The organism is Streptomyces sp. NPDC015139 (assembly GCF_043079785.1).
GTDB classification, from domain to species: Bacteria; Actinomycetota; Actinomycetes; order Streptomycetales; family Streptomycetaceae; genus Streptomyces; species Streptomyces albidocamelliae.
On record NZ_JBIBUW010000025.1, the window covers coordinates 52,814 to 71,341 of the forward strand.

Here is an 18,528-nt window from a genome sequence, read left to right on the forward strand (position 1 = left end):
GATACAAGCCCTTCCCGGATGGGAGACCGCCATGTCCCGCGTTCAGCTCGCCCTGCGCGTCGCCGACCTCGAAGCCTCGATCACCTTCTACTCCAAACTGTTCGCCACCGAACCCGCCAAGCGCCGCGACGGATACGCCAACTTCGCCATCACCGAACCCCCGCTCAAGCTCGTCCTCATCGAGGGCGAGAGCGGCGAGGACACCCGCCTGGACCACCTGGGCGTCGAGGCCGCCTCCGCCGAGGACGTCATTGCAGCCGGCGGACGCCTCAAGGACGCGGGCCTGGCCACCTTCGAGGAGTACGACACCTCCTGCTGCTACGCCCTGCAGGACAAGGTGTGGGTCCACGGCCCCGGCAAGGAGCCCTGGGAGGTGTACGTCGTCAAGGCCGACGCCGACACCCTGGAGAAGGCCGGCACCAGCCCGGACGCCTGCTGCGGCACCACCACCTGCTGCACTCCTGACGAGCGGGCAGTCGACCAGGCCCGGACCCCGGCCGAGGCGAAGGCCGCCGCCGGGTGCGGCTGCTGACCCTGTGCAGCCTCGGCAGGCGGCGCCTCGTCCGCTCGATCCGTACATCGGGGGAGAGGATGGCACGCGCGGATGAACCGACGTCGACGCCGGCGCCCGTGAACGCCCGGCGCTGGCCCTGCTGACCCAGCACCGGATGGCATCACCGGGCAGATGCACGTGAAGTTCTGCCGACCGGACATCACCTTGGGCATCCTCGACCGGGCGCAGCATCGCCAAGGATCGGCTGAGCACCGGACGGACGCACTCGCCCGCCATGCTGCCCACGACGACCGCTGCACCAGCCCACCGAAAGGGCACCGCCGACCGCCGGTCGCAGCTGCGGCTGAACCGTGAGCGCACAAGCCTCCGCCGATGCGCCGGGCTCCGAAGTGCCAACTGGAGACCGGTGCATCCCCTACCCAGTGAGCGGCGCTTTCTACATGTGCCAGATCGGCGACCTTTCCCGGCCTTATTCGGGCGAAGAGGTCGTGGGTTCAAGTCCCGCCATCTTGAGGTTGGTCAGAGGCCGGTGGCTTACCCACCGGCCTCTGCCATCCCCATACCGCGTGCGGATTCAGCAGCCGGGGCCGGTGGCGAGATTGGTGCAGATGTTGTGGCCGGCTCCACCGTCGATCGTGTTAGTGCCGGCGTTGCCGTTCAGGATGGGTCGCCGTTGTTGCCCTGAAGGGTGTCGTTGCCGGCGCCGCCGTTGACGATGTCGTTACCGTCGCCGCCGATGAGGGTGTCGTCGTTGTCGTCACCGTAGATGATGTCGTTCCCGGTCCCGCCTTCGACGCGGTCGTTGCCGGCATTGCCGCTGAGCTTGTCGTCGCCCGCACCGCCGCAGATGAGGTCATTGCCGCCGGCCCCGTTGACGACGTCGTTGCCGCCGAGCGCGAAGATCACGTCGTTGCCCGGTGTGCCCGTGATGACGTCGCTGCCGTTCGTGCCCGTGATGGTGGCCGTGGCGGTCGCGCAGCTCGCGGGGGCCGGCTCGTAGGTGATGGTCAGCTGCGCCGGCCCCGAGGCGGGCCCGGAAGTACCGCCCGACGGGACGAAGTTCGACCCGCCACCGCCGCCACCGGGCCCGTAGCTTCCAGGTGGAGGCTGGAAGACGAGCAGGTCGCAACCTCCGCCGCCGCCCCCGCCGAACCAGCCTCCGCCGCCTCCTCCTCCGCCGAAGCCGCCGCCGCCCTTGCCGCCGGCACCACCTTGGCCCGCGGTGCCGGATGTGCCGCCGGCCGGGCAGACGACTCCGGCGCTTCCACCGGCCGTCTGGGTGCCGCCACCACCGCCACGGCCGCTGTTCAGCCTGTCGCCGCCCGGCCCTCCGGTGTCTCCGGCGTCTCCGCCGGTGGCCTCGGTATTGCCACCTGCGATGAGGCCGAATCCACCGCCTCCGCCACCACCCGCGACGATGAGGCGGGGGTCGGTGGCGGGGACGCCGGTCAGTACGCAGCCGGCGTTCGCCGAACTGCAGGTGCGGACGTCGCTGGCACCGCCGCCGGCACCACCCGGGCCGGCAGGGTCGCTGATGCCCCCGCCGGTGCCGACGTTGACGTAGAGGGTGCTGCCGGGCGTCACGTTGACGGTGCCGCTGACGGTGGCGCCCTTTCCGCCCGCGCCGCCGCCGGTCCCGTTCTGGCCCGCGGCGCCGGTGGCCATGACGGACAGCTGGGTGACGCCGGCCGGGACGGTGAACGGCTGGTCGGCGCCCGCGCCGAAGGTGGTGGTGATGGGTGCCGCCGCCGCGGGCGTCGCCGTGGGCAGCACCAGCGCCGCGGCCGGGAGTACGGCAGCGGCGATCAGCAGAGCTGCGTGGTGGGCCACGCGTCGCGGCCGCCCGCCTTCGCCAGCAGGTTGGTTGGATACCGCATGTCGCGGGGTCAGTCTCACGATCAGGGGCTCCTCGACAGGAGGCGCGGCACCAGAGGGCGCCACGGACGTCGGTCGATGCGCCGGCCCCATGCTCGGGACCGCCCGGCGATCTAGCCACGACCGTTCCGTGCGGCACTCAGGACACACCGTCGTGACGCGTTGTGATCATCCGACCAGCGCACAACACGCTGCCCATCGAAACTCCCGTACGCCACCGCGCGCGATCACGGCCATTCCGGTGATCTCCGAGAGGACTGCCGCCCGTGCGCTCCCGCACGGCCGCGCCCGGCGCTCTCCTCGTCCGGACAGCCGCCCACTCGCGCGGGCCGCCGCGCCGGCCCCACCGCCGCGCCCGGCGAGGCCGTGACCCTGCCCGTGCGGGACGCCCCCTTGCCAACTCGCACTCGCGCCGAGGTTTTCAGGGGCGAAGCCCTCATCCTGCCCGAGCAGGTGTCCCGCTGCTGTCTGATCGGGGACCTGTCACTCGTCCTGCACGACCGGTACGTCGACGGCCCGACCGGTCTCGACGTCGACCACCTGGTCCCGCTCGGCGAGGCCTGGAACTCCGGAGTCTCCGCTTGGCCGGCGGGGGAACGGGAGGCCTGTGCCCGACCTCGGTGACGGTCGCGCCCTGGTCGCCGTATCCGCCGGGTCGAACCGGTCGAAGGCGGACCAGGGCTCCTCCACGTGGCTGCCGTCGGCCGCCGGGCGCCTTCGCCAGTTCCCCACCGACTGGGGCACCGAAAAGGGATTCCTGGGGCCTGACCGGCGACACCGCCGAGCAGACCGCGCTCGCAGGCTGCCCCAGCGCGCCCGTCGCGGTCACAGCGGCCCACGGAAACGCCCTCGCGAAGCCCGCTGCCCCAGTGCCTCCCGGGGCGGACACCGCAAGGCTGGGCGCCGCTTTCGCCCACTCATCGTGGTAACAGCTGTTACCATGCTGGTATGGCGAAGACACAGTTGGGTGCGCGCGTGGACGAAGACGTCGCGGAACTCGCGAGGAAGCGGGCCGCCGACCTCGGACTGAGCATCGGCGACTACCTCGCCCGCCTGGTGCACGACGACACCAGCGGCCTGCGCGCCCGCGCGGTGGATGCCGCCGCCCGGTTCCTGGCCGACCACCAGTCGGTCTTCGACGAGGCCGAACAAGCTCAGCAGATGCCCTCGGGAGGGCGCGCTGCCTGATGGAACTGCACATCGACGTTCCCTGGATCCTGCAGGTCGCCGAGGCCGCCGGAGCGGACGACCCGGCCCCCGATGACTACGGCGTTCCCGTCTCCGCGGTCGCCCGCCACCGGGCCGAGCTGTTCGAACAGCCCGTATACGAGGGCCCCTACGCCAAAGCCGCCGCCCTGGTACACACGCTGGGCCGCTGCCGCTGGCTGGAGCGCTCCAACCTGGCCGTCGCCGCCGCCACCGGCGTCATGTACCTCGAGGCCGCCGGGATTCCCGTCAAGCCCGCCCGCGAGGACGCCATCGCCCTCAAGGACCTGCTCCTGGACCCCGCCTGCAGCGCCGGGAAGATCGCCACCCTGCTGCGGTCCTGGCCCACCGCCACCTGAATCGACTCGGTGGCCCGCCCCATGCACGAGGGCGGACCTCGCTGCGGCAGAACACCGACGACCGCCGAACATCGACCAGCGGGGGAGGAGGCTCAGGCGCAGAAGCTCGGACGACGCAGGGGGCGAACTCTCGGCGCGAAACGGCGAGTTCGACCTCGCCGTCGAGAAGGGCAGATCCGGTCCCACCTCCTGCGCTGACCGTCTCGCGCAGTTCCCCCACTCCAGATGGATGAACCTGGCCTACACCTGACGGGCAACCTCGATATCCGCCCCGGGCGCCCTCTCGGTCGCGGAGTGGCCAAGCTGTGGGGCGTCCCAACAGCACTGCACTGGGCGCGCCTCGACCTGATCATTTGGAGAGGCCGTGGCGTTGTTTCAGGGGATGCCGCAACTCCTGGCTCCGCCGGGGCAGGTGACGTTGTCGTTCGATGCCGCTCCCGCGATCCCCAGCACCAGGACGATGAGAGCCAGCATGATCAGAGGAACATGGTCTGCAGCCCAACCACCTTGCTCGCGCGGAGGCTTCGGAGTGCTGGGCTGTGGGCTCGCGTGGTCACGTGCGGGCTCGGGACCGGGCCCGTCGTGTGTCTCTGGCGCCATCGTGTCACCCGCCGTCCTTGTCGCTTCCACGATGGCATGGTGTCGGCCGTCACCGTCAACCCTTGTACCGCGAGGGCTCTCCAAGGAAGGGTGCGCATCGCGATGGTCTGCCGTCATGCACGCCCCTTCCTCTACATGTCGGGAGTGGCCGGCCGGGCGATCAGGGCTCCTTCTGGGGTCCACGTCCTCAGCGTGCGCGCCGACATACGGTTTCGAGGTGGCCACAGCGACACCTCGCCTGGGATCTCATCTGCCCGTCAGTGGTGATCGCCATTATGGGGATGTGGTCAACCCGCACCTGAGAACTGGCAGTATCCGGCTGCTCCACCATGGCGGCGAGGAGATTGCCTGGCTGACCGTGACCGGCGCCGATGTACAAAGCACGCTCGCGTTGCTCCTCGGCCGGCCGGGCCCCGCTGCCCTTCTGCCGTTGCCGCCGGAGCCGCCGTCGCCAGGCGTTGGGGTCAGCTTAGGGCTCCGATCGCCTGCTGGACGAGGGCGCGGGCGGCCTGCGTCAGCGATCCGGATAAGGTGTCAACTTCGGCGCTGCGTCGTGCTGTGCGCCCCGTTACTACGCAGCGGGTGAGGGCGCAGGGCGGGGAGGAACAAATTGAATGGCGTTCATGGACGTGGGGAAGCCCTAGAATTTTGGCCCGGGGTTCCTGGGCTGCCCTCCCATTCGGTGGTCGCTCCAGTCGATGCCGTCGTCGTGCCCCTTACTCGACGCGAGCCCGAAGAACCCGAGAAGAGGCGCTGCGATGAGGATCGCTCCGCACAGGCCGCCGATCGCCACGTACCCCACGGCAGCGATGACGGCCCAGAACAGGACGTCGCACACGATCCGCGCCCACAGCGGGAACGGGGCACGCCACGCGTGGTAGCGGCGGTACATGCGTACGAACTTGCGGGGTGCCAGTAATCGGGGATCCGAATCCGTCAACCCAATCCTCAGCCGCTTCGCCATCTGGCTATCGCTCGAACTCGTCGGAAACGGAGAAGGAATGACCTTCAGCTCGCCACAAGACCAGTCTTGTTGCATGCGCCTGGCAGTTCGTCAATTTATTGGAGCCGCCGACGTACGCCTCCCCACCTACGCGCGCATGAGCACCTCCCACACTGTATTGCCGGCCGATGCCGAACGTCTTCCCAATCTGAATTGTGCTCCCCTGCGCGTGTAACTCGCTTACTTGTTCTATGTTTTCGGCGTCACCTTGGCAGCAGCGGTCCGCGGCTAGGCGCACAGTTCCGGCCTGCGGCAGCATGATGCGGTCGACCGTGCCAGTTCCCTACACGTAGGGGGCTGGCACCCGGTGCATCTGCTCGATGATGGGCATCCGGTACTGCGCCGAAGCGCCCGGGTTCTGCTTGCTTCCCGCTCGTGCGACGCCAGCCTGCCCGCCACCGCGCACTGTTCGAGGCGCCACCCTGAGATCCGCCGCCGTTGAAGCGAAACCAATCAGGTCATCGTCGATGACGTGCCAGGGCAGCTGGAGCGGTCAGGATGACCGCCGCGGCGGGCAGGACTGCGGTGACGCGGAGGACCGTATCGATTCCACTGGCGTCGGCCGCGGATCCACCCACGCTGTGATGCAGTGTTTCCAGAGCGGTGGCGGCCAAAGCGGTGGCCACGGCGGCACCCAGGTATTTGAAAGCGGTGGTCACACTTGCCACCGCTCCCGCCTCCTCAGCGGAGGAACGCTGCTGGATCAAAATATTCGTCAGTCCGCCGCTCAGACCGACCCCGATTCCGCACACGGCCAGAGCGAGTGCGTACGGACCGGGGAACGGGACCGCAGTCGTCGCTACGAGACCGATGGCTGCGGCTGCCAGAGCGGCGGTGAGCAGTACGTGCGAGCTTCGTCGGGCCACCAGGCGCCCCGCGGCGTAGGTGGCGGCCGCATTCGGCAGCGAGAAGCACAGCAAGAGGCTTCCCGTCAGAAACGCGGACAGGCCGCGGCCGGCCTGGAGGTACCACATGGCGAGCGTGGACAGCATGACGAATCCGATGACGGAGGCCGCCCCGCTGAGCGTCAAGATGTGCAAGCGACGGTCCTGGTACAGGTTGCGGCTGAACATGGCCGAGGACTCGCGGCTTTCCAGCCAGACGAACCCCGCCAGCAGCCAAACTCCGCACGCGACGCACAGGAAGGTGGCCAGTGACGTCCACCCCCAGGTGGACCCGCGGTCCGCGGCGACAGTCAGGGCTACGGCACCGCCCATGATGCATGCCCCGTTGCGGACAGGTGGCCTCCGCGCCGTCGCCATCGGATTGCTCGACGGAACCACGAAGTGGTAGATCAACACGGCGGAGGCCAAACCCACTGGCACGGTCATGAAGAACACCGACCGCCATCCGAACAAGTGGACCAACAGCCCGCCGACGAACGGTGCCAGGGCTGCCGCGCTGCTCGCCGTCGCCATGACGACGCCCAGACCGATGTCACGCCGACGTCCGGTGAATCCCCCGACAGTCATCGCGACTGCACCTGGCACCACAAAGCCGCCGGCCGCGCCTTGCAACGCCCGGCCCGCAATCAGCAGGGCCAGAGAATCTGCGAACGCGCAGATCACTGAGCCCACAATGAAGAGCACCAAGGCGTAGATGGTCGTCCGGCGCCGCCCGAATGCGTCGACGACCCAGCCGGCGACCGGCATCACGCCGCCGAAGGCCAATGTGAAGGCGCTGATCAACCACTGCAGGTCTGTCGGGGACCGCTGCAGGTCGTGCGCGATCCCGGGGATCGCGACGTTCACGGCCAGCCAGTCGAGCTCGACCACCAGCGAGGCCAGGGCGGCGGCCAACAGGGCGAGCCGTTCCCGGACGTCGAATGCTCGCTCCCTCGTGTCGCCCGCGCCCCACATCTGGTTTGTCCTCCGCCCGTCCCCACATGGTGCCCGGAGCAGTTCAGCACACTCTGCAGACCAAATCGGCGCGGCACGCGTGGCACGCCAGCGCCACTGTGACGGGCGGCGACGACCTCGACGCCGAGAGCGCGCGCGGGTCCTTACCGACCTGATGCTTGCGCTTGCCGACCAGGGCGTACTGGGCGTGTACGGCAAGCGCGTCACCCGGCCCATTCGCGCGCTGCGTCTCCACCGGACGCTGGCTGTGCCGCTCCGTGAACGCCTTCAGGCGCCGGCATGCTGTCGCGACCGGTCGGTGGCAGCGGCTGCCCTCTGCCGTGGCCGACAGCCCAGGGGAGGGGATAGCGCGCTGGTTCGGCGGCCAGAAGATCCGTCAGAGGCAGTCGTGCCAGGTGCCGTCCGGACCGCGGTCGTACTGCCGCGTGATGCCGACCGGCAGGCATCCGCCCCAATTGTCGATGAGGTGGCGGGCAAGTGTGCGTACGGCGTCGATGCCCGGTCCGCTACCACGCACGGCACATCGTGTTCTGCCCGGACGAGAGGGACGACGACCTTCGGGATGCTCGGCACTGCGCCAATTGGCCTATTAGCTGGCGTACTTGATTCTTCCGCTGGGACCGAGCAGAACCGAACCGGGCCAGGAACCGTGGGTGCTGTACGGGCGTCTCTGCCGCCGCAAGTGGAGAACACCGTCCGGCATCAACGACCTGGGGGCATCCGCGATGGCCCGAAAGACCCAGAGAACCTGGACGACCTGGAGATCCTGGAGGGCGGTGACCGCCGCTCTCGTTTTCCTGATCGGCCTGAGCGCCGCTGGTGCGTCACCCGCTTCCGCCGACCCGGGCGGCCCGGTCGCGCCCAACCTGGACCAGCACTGCGCCGTGCAGAACAGCGGCAGCGGTCCGACGACGATCGTGATACCCGTCGACAGGGTCACTCTCAACGTCGAGTCCGTCGGTTATGCGCCCGCCAACTCCACGATCACCGCGTTCTACACCATCAGCGGCAGCACCAAGACCGGCACCGCCACGGGAGCGTTCGACACCGCCAGGAAGAACGCCACGTTCAACTTCTCGGTGTCTAACCCACCGCCGGGCGCGACGCTGACGGTCACCTACCAGGTGTGGTGGCACGACGTCGGTGTCTACTACAGCAACTTCGTGAGCGCCCCGCTGACTCCCTGCACTCTGGAGAACACCACGTACGTCGACGCCTCGACGTGGAACGACTACGTGACCGTGGCCGGCGTCTCCCAGCGGTGCGAGACCGTCGACATCGGCGTCGGTGGCAGGCACGCCTACATCCGCGAGGACATCGTGACGGTTGACGTCGCGCACGGATCGTCCTCCTGGCCCTCGTGGTACTCGGGCCGGCCGGTCTGGATCGACTACTGGATCGTGGGCCAGAAGCCCTACGCTTCGGGAGCGTCCGACGTCTTCGACTCGGACGGCAAGGCCACGCTGTCGTCCGTGATCATCACCCCGACCACCGGCGCCGAACTCGACATACTGGCAAGCGGCCAAGCGGGCTCGCGCACCTTGCCCGCCCACTTCTGGACCACCATCGCCTGCTGAGGGCGCGGAAAAGCCCGGAGACATCTGAGAGCGCGGTGTCGCGATGGGCGGTGCTCGGTCGGGATATTCGCTGGGCGCCGCTTGTTGACGGTGGTCATACTGCCGCGATGGATCCAGTGACGCTTGAGACCGTCCGTCTGGTGCTGCGGGCCTTCACACCTGACGACGCGGATGCGGTGTACGAAGCCTGCCAGGACGAGGACATCCAGTTCTACACCCCGGTGCCGGTGCCGTACCGGCGCGCGGACGCGGAGAAGCTCGTAGGGGAGAAACTGCCCGCTCAGTGGGCCGAGGACAGGTACTACACCCTCGGCGCGTTCCGTAAGGACACTGGCGTCCTGGTCGGCTCGTACTGCCTGACCCTCGTCAGCCGCGGCGTCTGGGAGCTCGGTTACTGGGCGGTCAAGGAACAGCGCGGACGCGGGTACTCGGTGGAGGCCGCTCGGGCCCTGTGCGACTGGGGCTGGGCCACCCTCGACGTCCACCGCATCGAGTGGTGGGCCATGGCCGGGAACACCGGCTCGCGTGCCGTCGCAGAGAAACTCGGTTTCACCGTCGAAGGGACACTGCGTAATCGCGGTATCGCCAACGATGGCAAGCCGCACGACTGGTGGGTGGGCGGTTTGCTGAGGCCCTGATGCCCGGGCGCTTCGAGACGCTGTGGGAGCCGGTCGGCACTTGCCGTAGCCTCGTGCGTCGCGCTCGCCGAGTCAGGCGCCCTGATCAGCTCTGCCGTGTCCTGAGCCCACGGCGACTCGCCATACGGAACAGGTTCGGCCTGCCTGCGCGCTCCGATGCCTGCCGGCCCAGCGCTTTTCAACGGGCCCCGCCAACAGTTCAACTGCGGTCGCCCGTGTATTCGAGGCGTTCGACGAGGTTGTGCCAGGCCTCGGCCTGGACCCGAACGAGGGCGGAGTCATCGGCGGCAAATCCCTCCCAGGCGCAGGGTGAGGCGGTGCTCGACCCGGTCTCGCCCCGCGGGCGTCCGAGGACCAGACGCTCGATCACTTCGCGGTGCGTCCGAGGCGTGGAACCCTGCAACGGCGGAACTGCGACAGCCCATTCGGTGAACACACGCAGTTCGGGGGCCAGTTGTTCCGCTACCTGCCATGTGTCATCGTTCCACGGCCCGGCCCCCAGGGTCGCGTCCAGTACCGCGCGTATCCTGCGCGCGGATGCCTGGTTGATCGCATATTCGAGGCGCTGCCACTGGCTCTCGGTCTCCCGTGCACGGCCTTTGTGGGGGTTACGGCCGACCGCCACAGGAACCCGCGGGGTCGGTGTCCTGCAGAGGTAGAGATCGAACCGGCGTCTTTCCCCCTCTCCCCCCAGCCAGGCGAGGCGCGCCCAGCACCAACTTGATGCCGTAGCGGGGAGTTCGCCACGGTAGTCCGCGCGCGAGACGGCGATGGACGGTCATGGTCCTGCCATCGAAGACCATGCGCACGCGGGAAGTCGCGGCCTCATAGGTGGCTTGCTCGACGTCGTTCCCCATGGGTGGCTCTCCTTGTCCTGATGGCGAAGCCGGCAGCGAACAGCCTCTGCGCTGCCGCTGTCATCACAGTTGGCGGTCTGCGACCTGGTGCAGCGACTCCTCGGCGATGGCAGTCACGGCAGTCGGCTCCACGCGGGCCAAGACCTCGATCACTGCGGGCCAGTCGCCCACCTCGAGCGCCGGCCCGACGAGCCTGCGCGCCTCGGCCTCCTTTTCGGAGTGGGCCGCGATCACCGCCAGCGCCCGCACCCGCCTGCTCGCCTCCGCGATCGAGCCGGCCACAGCCTCGGCCCGAGCCAGGAGCCCTGCTTCGGCCAGGACGGTCACGAGGCGGTACAGCGCCTCGCCGAGCAGTTGAAGGTCTCCGATATCGCGAGCAAGGGCTTCAGCCCGCCCCAGGTCACCGGCGACTGCCAGCGCCTCGGCGACGGCGGCCTGCGCCTCCGCACGTAGCGCGGGCATGGTGATGGACCGGACCCACGCCTCGGCACGGTCGGCTGCACCCAGGGCGGCCCAAGCCTCACCCACAGCGATGACCGGCCCGGCATTCACCAGCTCGTCCGACGCGGCGACCAACTTGCCCACCGCGGTGATTCTCGCCGCGTTCCCTGCAAGAGCAGCGGCATCGGCGAGCGCCGCCAACGCGCTCGCCCGCTGACCGGGATCCTTGATGCAACATGCCAGTCGCTCCGCGCGACCCGCCTTGCCGCACCGTGCGAGCGCGCCGGCAACCGCCGATGTTGCCTTGGCCCGGCCCGTCCGCCCGCGCACCTTCGCCAAGAGGACCTCCGCCCCCTCGTATTCCCCGACGCTGATCACTGCCTGAAGCAGGGGCAGCAGCGCGGGGGTATCGCTCAGAGCGACCTGTTGTCGGCTTGTGCGCCCGCCGCGCAGAGCCTCCTGGTCGGCGTGCTCACGTCGGGCGGCGCTTTCGAGACGAGCAAGGAACACGAGTGTCCTGCTGTGATCGCCTGCGGCCTCAGCTGCGCGTACGAGGATGGGCAGTGTTGGCACCGCCCAGTCGTCAAGAGTCTCTGTCTGCTCCGCCCGGTCAAGGAATTCGGCTGTCCACGCGCGATTACCGGATACGGCGGAGGCCTCGGCCAGCGAAGCCCAGGTTCGGAGACGGTCGTGGGGATAGGGGATCGACATCGCAAGCGAGCGCGCATCCTCGAACTCGCCGATTCGAGCACGGTTTTCGGCGAGCACTCCTACGGCCTTCGCATGCCACGGCCGGCTGCCGATGGCGTCAGCCAACGCCCGGGCCGCCTCGTCGTCACCGTCAGCAGCGATCTGGCGTACGAGCGAGAGCCACGCCTGCCCCTGCTCATCGGTTGTCGCGAGAAGGCGGATGACTTGCGCTGCCTGTCCAAGTTGTGAAGTGCGTGCCAACGCCACGGCCAGAGCAATGGCGTCCGCGAGGCGTTCACGGGCAACTGGTCGAGTGCGTGCCGCAGCATGGGCGAGAGCAATCAGGTCCGGAGTTGAAGCCGAGAACTCGAGCGGCGTTCCTGCACTCCGCGAACTGCTGGAGGCGACGCCGACGGCCCTCATGGCTACTCTCATGGTCCGCACTTCCCGGCTCACCACGACGCTTCCCCCGGTCCACCGCAGCCCTCGCCGACGCCGTAAAACCCCGCTGCCAGTATGCCTGCCAAAACGGCACCACGGCTGAGTCAACTCATGTGCTTTCAGTTGTCGTTGAGGCAGCTGGGGCTCGGTCAGGCACCGCGCCCGGAATCCAAGGGCCGTCCCCTCGGCTTGCCCTGCATGCGATGGCGCCGTCAGCGGTCGCATGCAGGCGCACAGGGCCGGCCGCACCCCCAGCTCCCGCCTCATGGCCCGCGGCACCGTCCAACAGGCCGGCCGTGTCGCCGACGGCACCACCTTCACCAACGCGAGAACTTTCGGTGCCGGGTGGGCCCGTCCCGGCGCGGTCGGCTGAGCAGCCGCTGTTCCTCCGGTCTACGGATGTGCTGGGCTGCCGGCTGTTCAGCTGCAGCCAGCTCGCCGCGGCACCCCTCCGCGCGCCCTACGAAACTATTCGAGGGGAAGCAGCATGGTGCAGGTGACGTCAGCACCGACAGAGGGCCTCACGATCTTCATGCGGTCGACGATCTGACGGACGAGCCAGAGTCCGCGGCCGCTCTCGGAGGTGTCCGGCGCGGGCAGCGAGCAAGGGATGATGTCCGCGTCGAAGCCTGGTCCGTCGTCGGTGATTCGGCAGTGCAGCGAACCCACGGACAGGTAGAGCCTGAGCATGCCCACGCCGCCACCGTGCCGTACAGCGTTGCAGGCCACTTCGTGCATGGCCAGGACGAACTCGGCGCGACGGGGATCGGTGAGCCCCGCAACCGAGGCGAGCTCGTCAACCCGGAGACGGAGCTTGGTCAGGTCAGTCGCGTCGAAGCGTGTTTCCAGCAGGAGTTCTCTGGCCGGGACCATGTCGACGGTCATCGGCCAGTCACCTCTGTCTCCACCAGGACCACCCTGTCGATCTGGAGGGCACCGACGCGGCGGAGCAGAGCCGCATTGAAAGGGGAGCAGCGCACCTGCACCTGCTGGAACCGGCAGTCTCGGCTGATATGGCCGAGCAAGTCCGCCGCGCAGGTCACCGACAGAAAAGACAGTGGGGTGAGGTCGACCAGCAGTGACTGATCCTTGGCTCTACACGAAGCCGTCTGTAGCGCGCTGCACCACTGCTCGCGGGTCGACCAGTCCGCTTCCCCCACCAGCCGGAGGCCGTGATCGAAGTGGAAAGACCCCAGGTCCCCGGGGCGCTCAAGCAACGCCACCGGATGCCCCACCCGCATGGCCTCCACTGTCTCGGGTGCAAAGCGGCGCCGGTCGTACGTGCAGATTTCCGCGTACATGCTGTCGGCGAACAGTGCCTCCGCATGGGTCTCCCGGTGCATGACGCCTTCGACGTCCATGCCGAGATCCGCTACCCACGCCATATCGATAACCGACCGCAGGCCCGCGTATCCCTCCGCTCGGGCTCGGTACGTCTCTTCCCGCAAGCGGCCCATCTGCCGCTCCGCGGTGAAATTGTGCTGCGGAAAGATCAGCTCGCGCATGCTGGAAAAGTGCAACTGGCCCCGCTTCAAGGGACCCTCCGCCCCGCCGTCCGGAAACAGCCTTTGCAGTGCCTGATCGTGCGGCACTCCTGGGTCGGCCATGATGACGACTTTTTCCTTGCGGGCCAACCCAAGCCGCGCGAATACTCCCAGCACCTCCCAGCGTGTGTCGTCGTCCGCGTAATGCGCAAAGGCGTGATCCCCCAGCCTCATGTGCTCTACCGCCAGGGTCTTAGCATCGACCGGGACAGTCATGGCCCCTCCTCCGTTCATCCGGTCCACTCGCCCAAGCAGAGCGTGCGGCCAGTGCGAAGACAGCGACCCTACAGCTCGGGGCTCAGTCAGAAGCCGCACAGAACGCTTCCGATCGGTTTCGACGAATACTGGTCAGGGCTGCACCAGGCGGCAGAGTGAGACGGTGAGGGGGCGTACACCAGCAGGACGAGTTGAGGGCGTCCATCGTCAGGCTTGTGCTGCTGCCGCGACCCTGTCAGCCGCCCGGTGCCAGCCGACTTGGCGAGCCCGCCGACACACAACCTAGGCAGGAGCACGGCTTTCCCGTCTCAGAACTTCCTCAACTCCATGCAGTGCCCCGCCAGGCTTCGTCACACTGACTAAGGGCCGTCCCGTAACTCCTGGTCACAGGTGAGATGGACTTGCCGTGACAGGTGTGATCACGTTGTTGGCGCCGTCGCCGATAGCCTCGTTAGCCGATTGCTGGCTGCTCTACTTGAGGCCCGCCTCACAAAGGCAGCCAATTGGGCCACCCCACGGGCGTGCCGCCCGGTTCGCACATGCTGTCCGGGTGGCCGGGCGACACGTACCACACTGCCAGCTCCGGCCAGAGCAGCATCGCACTGGCAAGAATGGTCAACACCAGTGGCAACAAGAGGCGTCGGCGACCCGTTATCTTGCGCATCACCGCCCACAGCACGGTGGACACGGTCGCCACGCCGGTCGACGCGACCGCCCATACAACGAGTTGGTAGGAGCCGTTGGTGCCGATGTCGCAGTTCGCCCAGGTACTGATCAACAGCAACGAGGCCATGTACCCGGACCCCAGAAAGACAACCCATCCGATCAGCCAGGCGGCCGCGCTGTACTCGGCGTTCTTTCCCGCCGGGGAGCGCCGCTCCGTTGTCTCCACGCATGTGCCTTCCGCCGGGGTTGGTGTGCCGTAGGGGCGGCCGACCATCAGTCGTCCCGTCCTTGCGGCGCGTGATGCTACAACGGGCGGTGGCCACAAGTGAGATGATCTTGGCGTGGCTGGTGTGATCACGGCGTCGGAGCCCTCTTGGATAGCCCCGTTCACCGGGGTGAGCTCGCGCTGTTTCACCAAGCTGGTGACCGCGCTGCGCCGCCAAGGTGTCGATGAGGTGCGGCGGGGCCGGCCGTGGAGCCTGTCGCTGGAGGACCGGGTGCTGCTGGTTGCTGCGTACTGGCGGACGAACCTGACGCTGCGCCAGCTGGCCCCGCTGTTCGGGATCTCGAATTCTGCGGCCAACCGCATCATCGACCAACTCGGTCCGCTGCTCGCACTTCAGCCGCGCCGGCGGTTCCGCAAGGACGCCGTCCTGATCGTGGACCGACGCTCGTGCCGACCCGTGATCACCGGGTCGCGGAGCAGTCGAAGAACTATCGGTACTCCACCAACCACCAGGTCGTCATCGACGCGGACACGCGGCTGGTCGTGGTGGTCGGCCAACCCCTGTCAGGCAACCGCAACGACTGCAAGGCGTGGGAACTGTCCGGTGCCAAGGCAGCCGTCGGTAGGACCACGGTGATTGGCGATGGCGGCTATCGGGGCACTGACCTGGTCATCCCGCACCGGCGCGCGATGGGGCAGGCGGAACTGCCGGCTTGGAAGGAGGAGCACAACACCTCACATCGCCGGGTCCGTGCCCGTGTCGAGCACGTCTTCGCCCGTATGAAGGGCTGGAAGATCCTGCGCGACTGCCGGCTGAAGGGCGACGGTGTTCACCACGCCATGCTTGGCATCGCCCGCCTGCACAACCTCGCCCTCGCCGGTTAAGTGGGCGAGCCCCCGCAGCGATCTCCCGCGCTCTCATCGGCTGGGAGATCATTTACGGGACAGCCCTTAGCCCAGGCAAGCGAGTTCCGGGGGAACATCTGCATGAAGACCCAGGTATCAACAACGATTTTGATCGCAGTTCCGTTGATCACTGCGGTGGCAACGCTGACAGCCGCCGCGTTGACTGCAGTGATCACCAGTTCGATCGCCAAGCGAAACCTGCAACACGCCGGTGTGCAAGCAGCAAAGGATCGCGAAACCAAAAAGCTGGCCGACCTCCGCCAGAGTCGTCGAAGCGCCTACGCGTCGCTCATGACTGCGTGCATCGAGTGTGCCTATGCGGCATCCGAGAAGGGACTGTAAGAAAAACGGTGTAACTCCGATCATGGAAGAGTGCACCTGTGACCAGCGAGAACATAGCCAAGCCGTCCGTGGCAGAAGCCGCGTCGGTGACGGTGGATGACCGGTTCCTCGACGAGCTCGTGGCCCGGGCTCAGTCCGATGGCCTGCAGCTGACCGGTGAGGGCGGGCTGTTGCAGCAGTTGACGAAGCGGCTGCTGGAGTCCGCTCTCGAGGGCGAGATGACCGATCACCTGGGCTATGACCGGCATGATCCGGCCGGGAAGAACGGCGGCAACTCGCGTAACGGCAAGCGGGCGAAGACGGTCGTCACGGACGTCGGCCCGGTCCAGATCGAGGTGCCCCGGGACCGGGAGGGCGGCTTCGAGCCGCAGATCGTGAAGAAACGCCAGCGCCGTCTGACCGGCGTGGATGAGATGGTGCTGTCTCTGTCCGCGAAGGGCCTGACTCACGGGGAGATCTCCTCGCATCTGGCCGAGGTCTATGGCGCTGAGGTGTCGAAGCAGACCATCTCCACGATCACCGATGCGGTGATGGAGGGCATGGCCGAATGGCAGGCTCGTCCCCTCGACCGCGTCTACCCGGTGGTCTTCATCGACTGCATCAACGTGAAGATCCGCGACGGGCAGGTCGCCAACAGGCCCATATACATGGCCTTGGCAGTCACCGCCGAAGGCCATCGCGACATCCTCGGGCTGTGGGCCGGCGGCGAGGGCGGTGAAGGGGCCAAGCATTGGCTGCGGGTGCTGACCGAGCTGAAGAACCGCGGCGTTGAAGACGTGTTGATGCTGGTCTGCGACGGGTTGAAGGGGCTGCCCGACGCGGTCGGTGAGGTCTGGCCGCAGACGGTCGTGCAGACCTGCGTCGTCCATTTGCTGCGGGCGTCGTTCCGCTATGCCGGCCGCCAGGACTGGGACAAGATCGCCAAAGCACTGAAGCCGGTCTATACAGCGCCGACCGAGGACGCCGCGACCAGCCGGTTCCTTCAGTTCAGCGAAGAGTGGGGCGGCAAGTATCCGGCGATCGTCCGGCTCTGGGAGAACGCGTGGGCCGAGTTCGTCCCGTTCCTGCAGTTCGACGCGGAGATCCGGCGGATCGTCTGCACCACCAACGCCATCGAAAGCGTCAACGCACGCATCCGCCGGGCCGTCCGGGCCCGCGGCCACTTCCCCTCGGAGAATGCGGCGCTGAAGTGCATCTACCTCGCGGTGATGTCCCTCGACCCCACCGGCACCGGCCGCAAACGCTGGACCACCCGCTGGAAGCGAGCCCTCCAGGCCTTCGACATCACCTTCGACGGCCGCCTCACCAACAACCGAATCTGAACCCAGAAATCAAACCGGTTACACCGTTTACTGGACAGACCCTCCGAGAAGGTCTCGCCCGAGCCGGGTGAGACCGAGATCGATGCTTGGAAGCGGCATAAGTCCGGGCTGCGCGCGCACTGGCACCATGTTGTTCAGGCCTACGCGGTCCTGCAGATGGAAGGCCCCGAGGAAGTTGTCGCAGCCGGCAAAGATGCCAGGAGGGCGGTCCGGACACTGCGTGAAGCTGTGCTGGAGGCACGTCGCCCAGAGCTGAGCGATGCCGAGAGGGTCGAGCGCAAGACGAAAAGGGACGAGGTGATTAGCGCAGCAGGCAGGAGCATGTTGCGTTACGCCGAGACTGCGCGGCGTGTGCTGAACGAGGACTGGACGTAGGTGGACAATCCGCTTCCTCCGCAACTCAGAGAAGAGGACGCGGAAATTGTCGAGTTGTGCCTGTCTGGCCTCGACGCCATGCACGGCTGTGTCGTGCCTCGAGGAAGGCGACATCCCAGTCCGGGGGTTGTGCGCGGGCTGACTCCACGATGACCGCGGTCTGCGCGATCGGTGGTAGCGCGAAGGGTGTGTGGTTACGGGGGTGTTCGACACGGCCAGGTGCAACGCCGCGTTGAGTTTCTTGGTGTTCAGACCGTCGTGGGGTGCGGGGTAGTTGGTTGTTGTGGCGGTGTGGGGTGGGGTGGCTTTTCTGGTGGTTGGTCCTGTGGGGTGAGGTGTCGCGGGGTTGTTGGCGGTTGCCGCGTTGGGTGTTCTTGGCACGGGGGTGACGTTCTACATCGATTACCGGCTGATCGCGGACGAGGGTTCTGTGGCGGCGGCGACTGGGTGTCTGCTTCCGGTTGTGTCGGTCGTGTTGGGTGCGGTGGTTGTGGGCGAGCGTAGTGGGGGTGCGCGGCCGGTCCTGGTGTCTCGGTGTGTTGGGTAGGGGTTGTCGTTGGGGTCTGGTGTCGGACGTCTGCGGTGGGCCGGGGGCGGGGCTGGGGTCGGGGTCGGGGTGGGGTTGGGGTCGGCGGGTGGGGGTCGTGTGTCGGGGTGGGCGTGGCGTGTCTGAGGTGGGCGAGCGGGGACTGGCGTGGTGCCGTGCCGTGCCGTGTCGTGTGGGGCGGTGCCGTGCCGTGTCGTGTGGGGGCGTGCCGTGCCGGGCGGTGCTGTGCTGTGTGGGGGCGTGTCGGGTCGGGTGGGTTGGTGGTGCGTCTGGCGGGGCGGTGTGGTGGGTGTCGGGTGTGAGGGGGTGGTGTGGGTCGGTTGC

Annotated in this window: 18 protein-coding genes and 1 pseudogene; 10 read left to right on the plus strand and 9 right to left on the minus strand. The window is 67.7% G+C overall.

All coding sequences use genetic code 11. From position 1 onward, the window contains the following. Positions 1 to 31: 31 nt before the first annotated feature. On the plus strand, positions 32 to 532 hold the full coding sequence (locus ACF08B_RS37775; protein ID WP_392321555.1) for an ArsI/CadI family heavy metal resistance metalloenzyme: 501 nt from the start codon (positions 32 to 34) through the stop codon (positions 530 to 532). 639 nt (positions 533 to 1,171) lie between these two features. On the opposite strand, the gene ACF08B_RS37780 is transcribed toward ACF08B_RS37775, so the two are convergent. Beyond that, positions 1,172 to 2,344, minus strand: coding sequence for a calcium-binding protein (locus ACF08B_RS37780; RefSeq protein WP_392321556.1), 1,173 nt, complete (start codon positions 2,342 to 2,344; stop codon positions 1,172 to 1,174). 438 nt (positions 2,345 to 2,782) lie between these two features. Here ACF08B_RS37780 and ACF08B_RS37785 point away from each other — a divergent pair, with 438 nt between their 5' ends. From ACF08B_RS37785 to ACF08B_RS37795, 3 genes are all read left to right on the plus strand, one after another. Further along, positions 2,783 to 3,013 carry a hypothetical protein gene (locus tag ACF08B_RS37785; protein ID WP_392321557.1) on the plus strand — a complete coding sequence of 77 codons (231 nt, stop codon included), beginning with the start codon at positions 2,783 to 2,785 and terminating at the stop codon, positions 3,011 to 3,013. 324 nt (positions 3,014 to 3,337) lie between these two features. Further along, entirely contained in the window at positions 3,338 to 3,577 is a 240-nt protein-coding gene (locus tag ACF08B_RS37790) for a hypothetical protein (protein WP_392321558.1), read from the plus strand. After that, on the plus strand, positions 3,577 to 3,954 hold the full coding sequence (locus ACF08B_RS37795; RefSeq protein ID WP_392321559.1) for a fic family toxin-antitoxin system, toxin component: 378 nt from the start codon (positions 3,577 to 3,579) through the stop codon (positions 3,952 to 3,954). Before ACF08B_RS37790 ends, ACF08B_RS37795 begins: the two co-directional genes overlap by 1 nt. Positions 3,955 to 5,194: 1,240 nt before the next feature. Here the strand turns inward: ACF08B_RS37795 and ACF08B_RS37800 are convergent. The 3 genes from ACF08B_RS37800 to ACF08B_RS37810 all read right to left on the minus strand — a co-directional run bounded on the left by ACF08B_RS37800 (position 5,195) and on the right by ACF08B_RS37810 (position 7,933). Further along, positions 5,195 to 5,446: a hypothetical protein gene (locus ACF08B_RS37800; protein ID WP_392321560.1), complete on the minus strand. Its 252-nt coding sequence runs from the start codon at positions 5,444 to 5,446 to the stop codon at positions 5,195 to 5,197. Positions 5,447 to 6,015: 569 nt separating this feature from the next. Then, positions 6,016 to 7,416: an MFS transporter gene (locus ACF08B_RS37805; RefSeq protein WP_392321561.1), complete on the minus strand. Its 1,401-nt coding sequence runs from the start codon at positions 7,414 to 7,416 to the stop codon at positions 6,016 to 6,018. A 376-nt stretch (positions 7,417 to 7,792) separates the two neighbouring features. Next, positions 7,793 to 7,933, minus strand: a complete 141-nt coding sequence (locus ACF08B_RS37810) for a hypothetical protein (protein WP_392321562.1) — start codon at positions 7,931 to 7,933, stop codon at positions 7,793 to 7,795. A gap of 259 nt (positions 7,934 to 8,192) precedes the next feature. On the opposite strand from ACF08B_RS37810, the gene ACF08B_RS37815 reads away from it, so the two are divergent. Both ACF08B_RS37815 and ACF08B_RS37820 read left to right on the plus strand, forming a co-directional pair. Continuing rightward, on the plus strand, positions 8,193 to 8,993 hold the full coding sequence (locus ACF08B_RS37815; protein WP_392321563.1) for a hypothetical protein: 801 nt from the start codon (positions 8,193 to 8,195) through the stop codon (positions 8,991 to 8,993). A 107-nt stretch (positions 8,994 to 9,100) separates the two neighbouring features. After that, positions 9,101 to 9,631 carry a GNAT family N-acetyltransferase gene (locus tag ACF08B_RS37820; protein ID WP_392321564.1) on the plus strand — a complete coding sequence of 177 codons (531 nt, stop codon included), beginning with the start codon at positions 9,101 to 9,103 and terminating at the stop codon, positions 9,629 to 9,631. A gap of 199 nt (positions 9,632 to 9,830) precedes the next feature. Here the strand turns inward: ACF08B_RS37820 and ACF08B_RS37825 are convergent, their stop codons facing one another. Then, positions 9,831 to 10,256, minus strand: coding sequence for a hypothetical protein (locus ACF08B_RS37825; protein WP_392321565.1), 426 nt, complete (start codon positions 10,254 to 10,256; stop codon positions 9,831 to 9,833). A gap of 295 nt (positions 10,257 to 10,551) precedes the next feature. Then, positions 10,552 to 12,042 carry a hypothetical protein gene (locus ACF08B_RS37830; protein ID WP_392321566.1) on the minus strand — a complete coding sequence of 497 codons (1,491 nt, stop codon included), beginning with the start codon at positions 12,040 to 12,042 and terminating at the stop codon, positions 10,552 to 10,554. Between the two features lie 241 nt (positions 12,043 to 12,283). Here ACF08B_RS37830 and ACF08B_RS37835 point away from each other — a divergent pair, with 241 nt between their 5' ends. Further along, on the plus strand, positions 12,284 to 12,433 hold the full coding sequence (locus tag ACF08B_RS37835; protein ID WP_392321567.1) for a hypothetical protein: 150 nt from the start codon (positions 12,284 to 12,286) through the stop codon (positions 12,431 to 12,433). 95 nt (positions 12,434 to 12,528) lie between these two features. On the opposite strand, the gene ACF08B_RS37840 is transcribed toward ACF08B_RS37835, so the two are convergent. The 3 genes from ACF08B_RS37840 to ACF08B_RS37850 all read right to left on the minus strand — a co-directional run bounded on the left by ACF08B_RS37840 (position 12,529) and on the right by ACF08B_RS37850 (position 14,712). Further along, a complete protein-coding gene (locus tag ACF08B_RS37840; protein ID WP_392321568.1) occupies positions 12,529 to 12,945 on the minus strand; it encodes an ATP-binding protein in 417 nt (138 codons plus the stop codon). Continuing rightward, complete coding sequence (locus ACF08B_RS37845) at positions 12,942 to 13,820, minus strand: MEDS domain-containing protein (RefSeq protein ID WP_392321569.1); 879 nt, start codon at positions 13,818 to 13,820, stop codon at positions 12,942 to 12,944. Before ACF08B_RS37845 ends, ACF08B_RS37840 begins: the two co-directional genes overlap by 4 nt. 487 nt (positions 13,821 to 14,307) lie before the next feature. Beyond that, complete coding sequence (locus ACF08B_RS37850; protein ID WP_392321570.1) at positions 14,308 to 14,712, minus strand: hypothetical protein; 405 nt, start codon at positions 14,710 to 14,712, stop codon at positions 14,308 to 14,310. A gap of 115 nt (positions 14,713 to 14,827) precedes the next feature. Here ACF08B_RS37850 and ACF08B_RS37855 point away from each other — a divergent pair. The 3 genes and pseudogenes from ACF08B_RS37855 to ACF08B_RS37865 all read left to right on the plus strand — a co-directional run bounded on the left by ACF08B_RS37855 (position 14,828) and on the right by ACF08B_RS37865 (position 17,282). Beyond that, a pseudogene (locus ACF08B_RS37855) lies at positions 14,828 to 15,597 on the plus strand (transposase). Between the two features lie 102 nt (positions 15,598 to 15,699). After that, entirely contained in the window at positions 15,700 to 15,960 is a 261-nt protein-coding gene (locus ACF08B_RS37860; protein WP_392321571.1) for a hypothetical protein, read from the plus strand. Positions 15,961 to 16,028: 68 nt separating this feature from the next. Then, positions 16,029 to 17,282 (plus strand): IS256 family transposase, encoded by a 1,254-nt coding sequence (locus ACF08B_RS37865; protein WP_392321576.1) that lies wholly within the window; start codon positions 16,029 to 16,031, stop codon positions 17,280 to 17,282. Positions 17,283 to 18,528 lie beyond the last annotated feature (1,246 nt).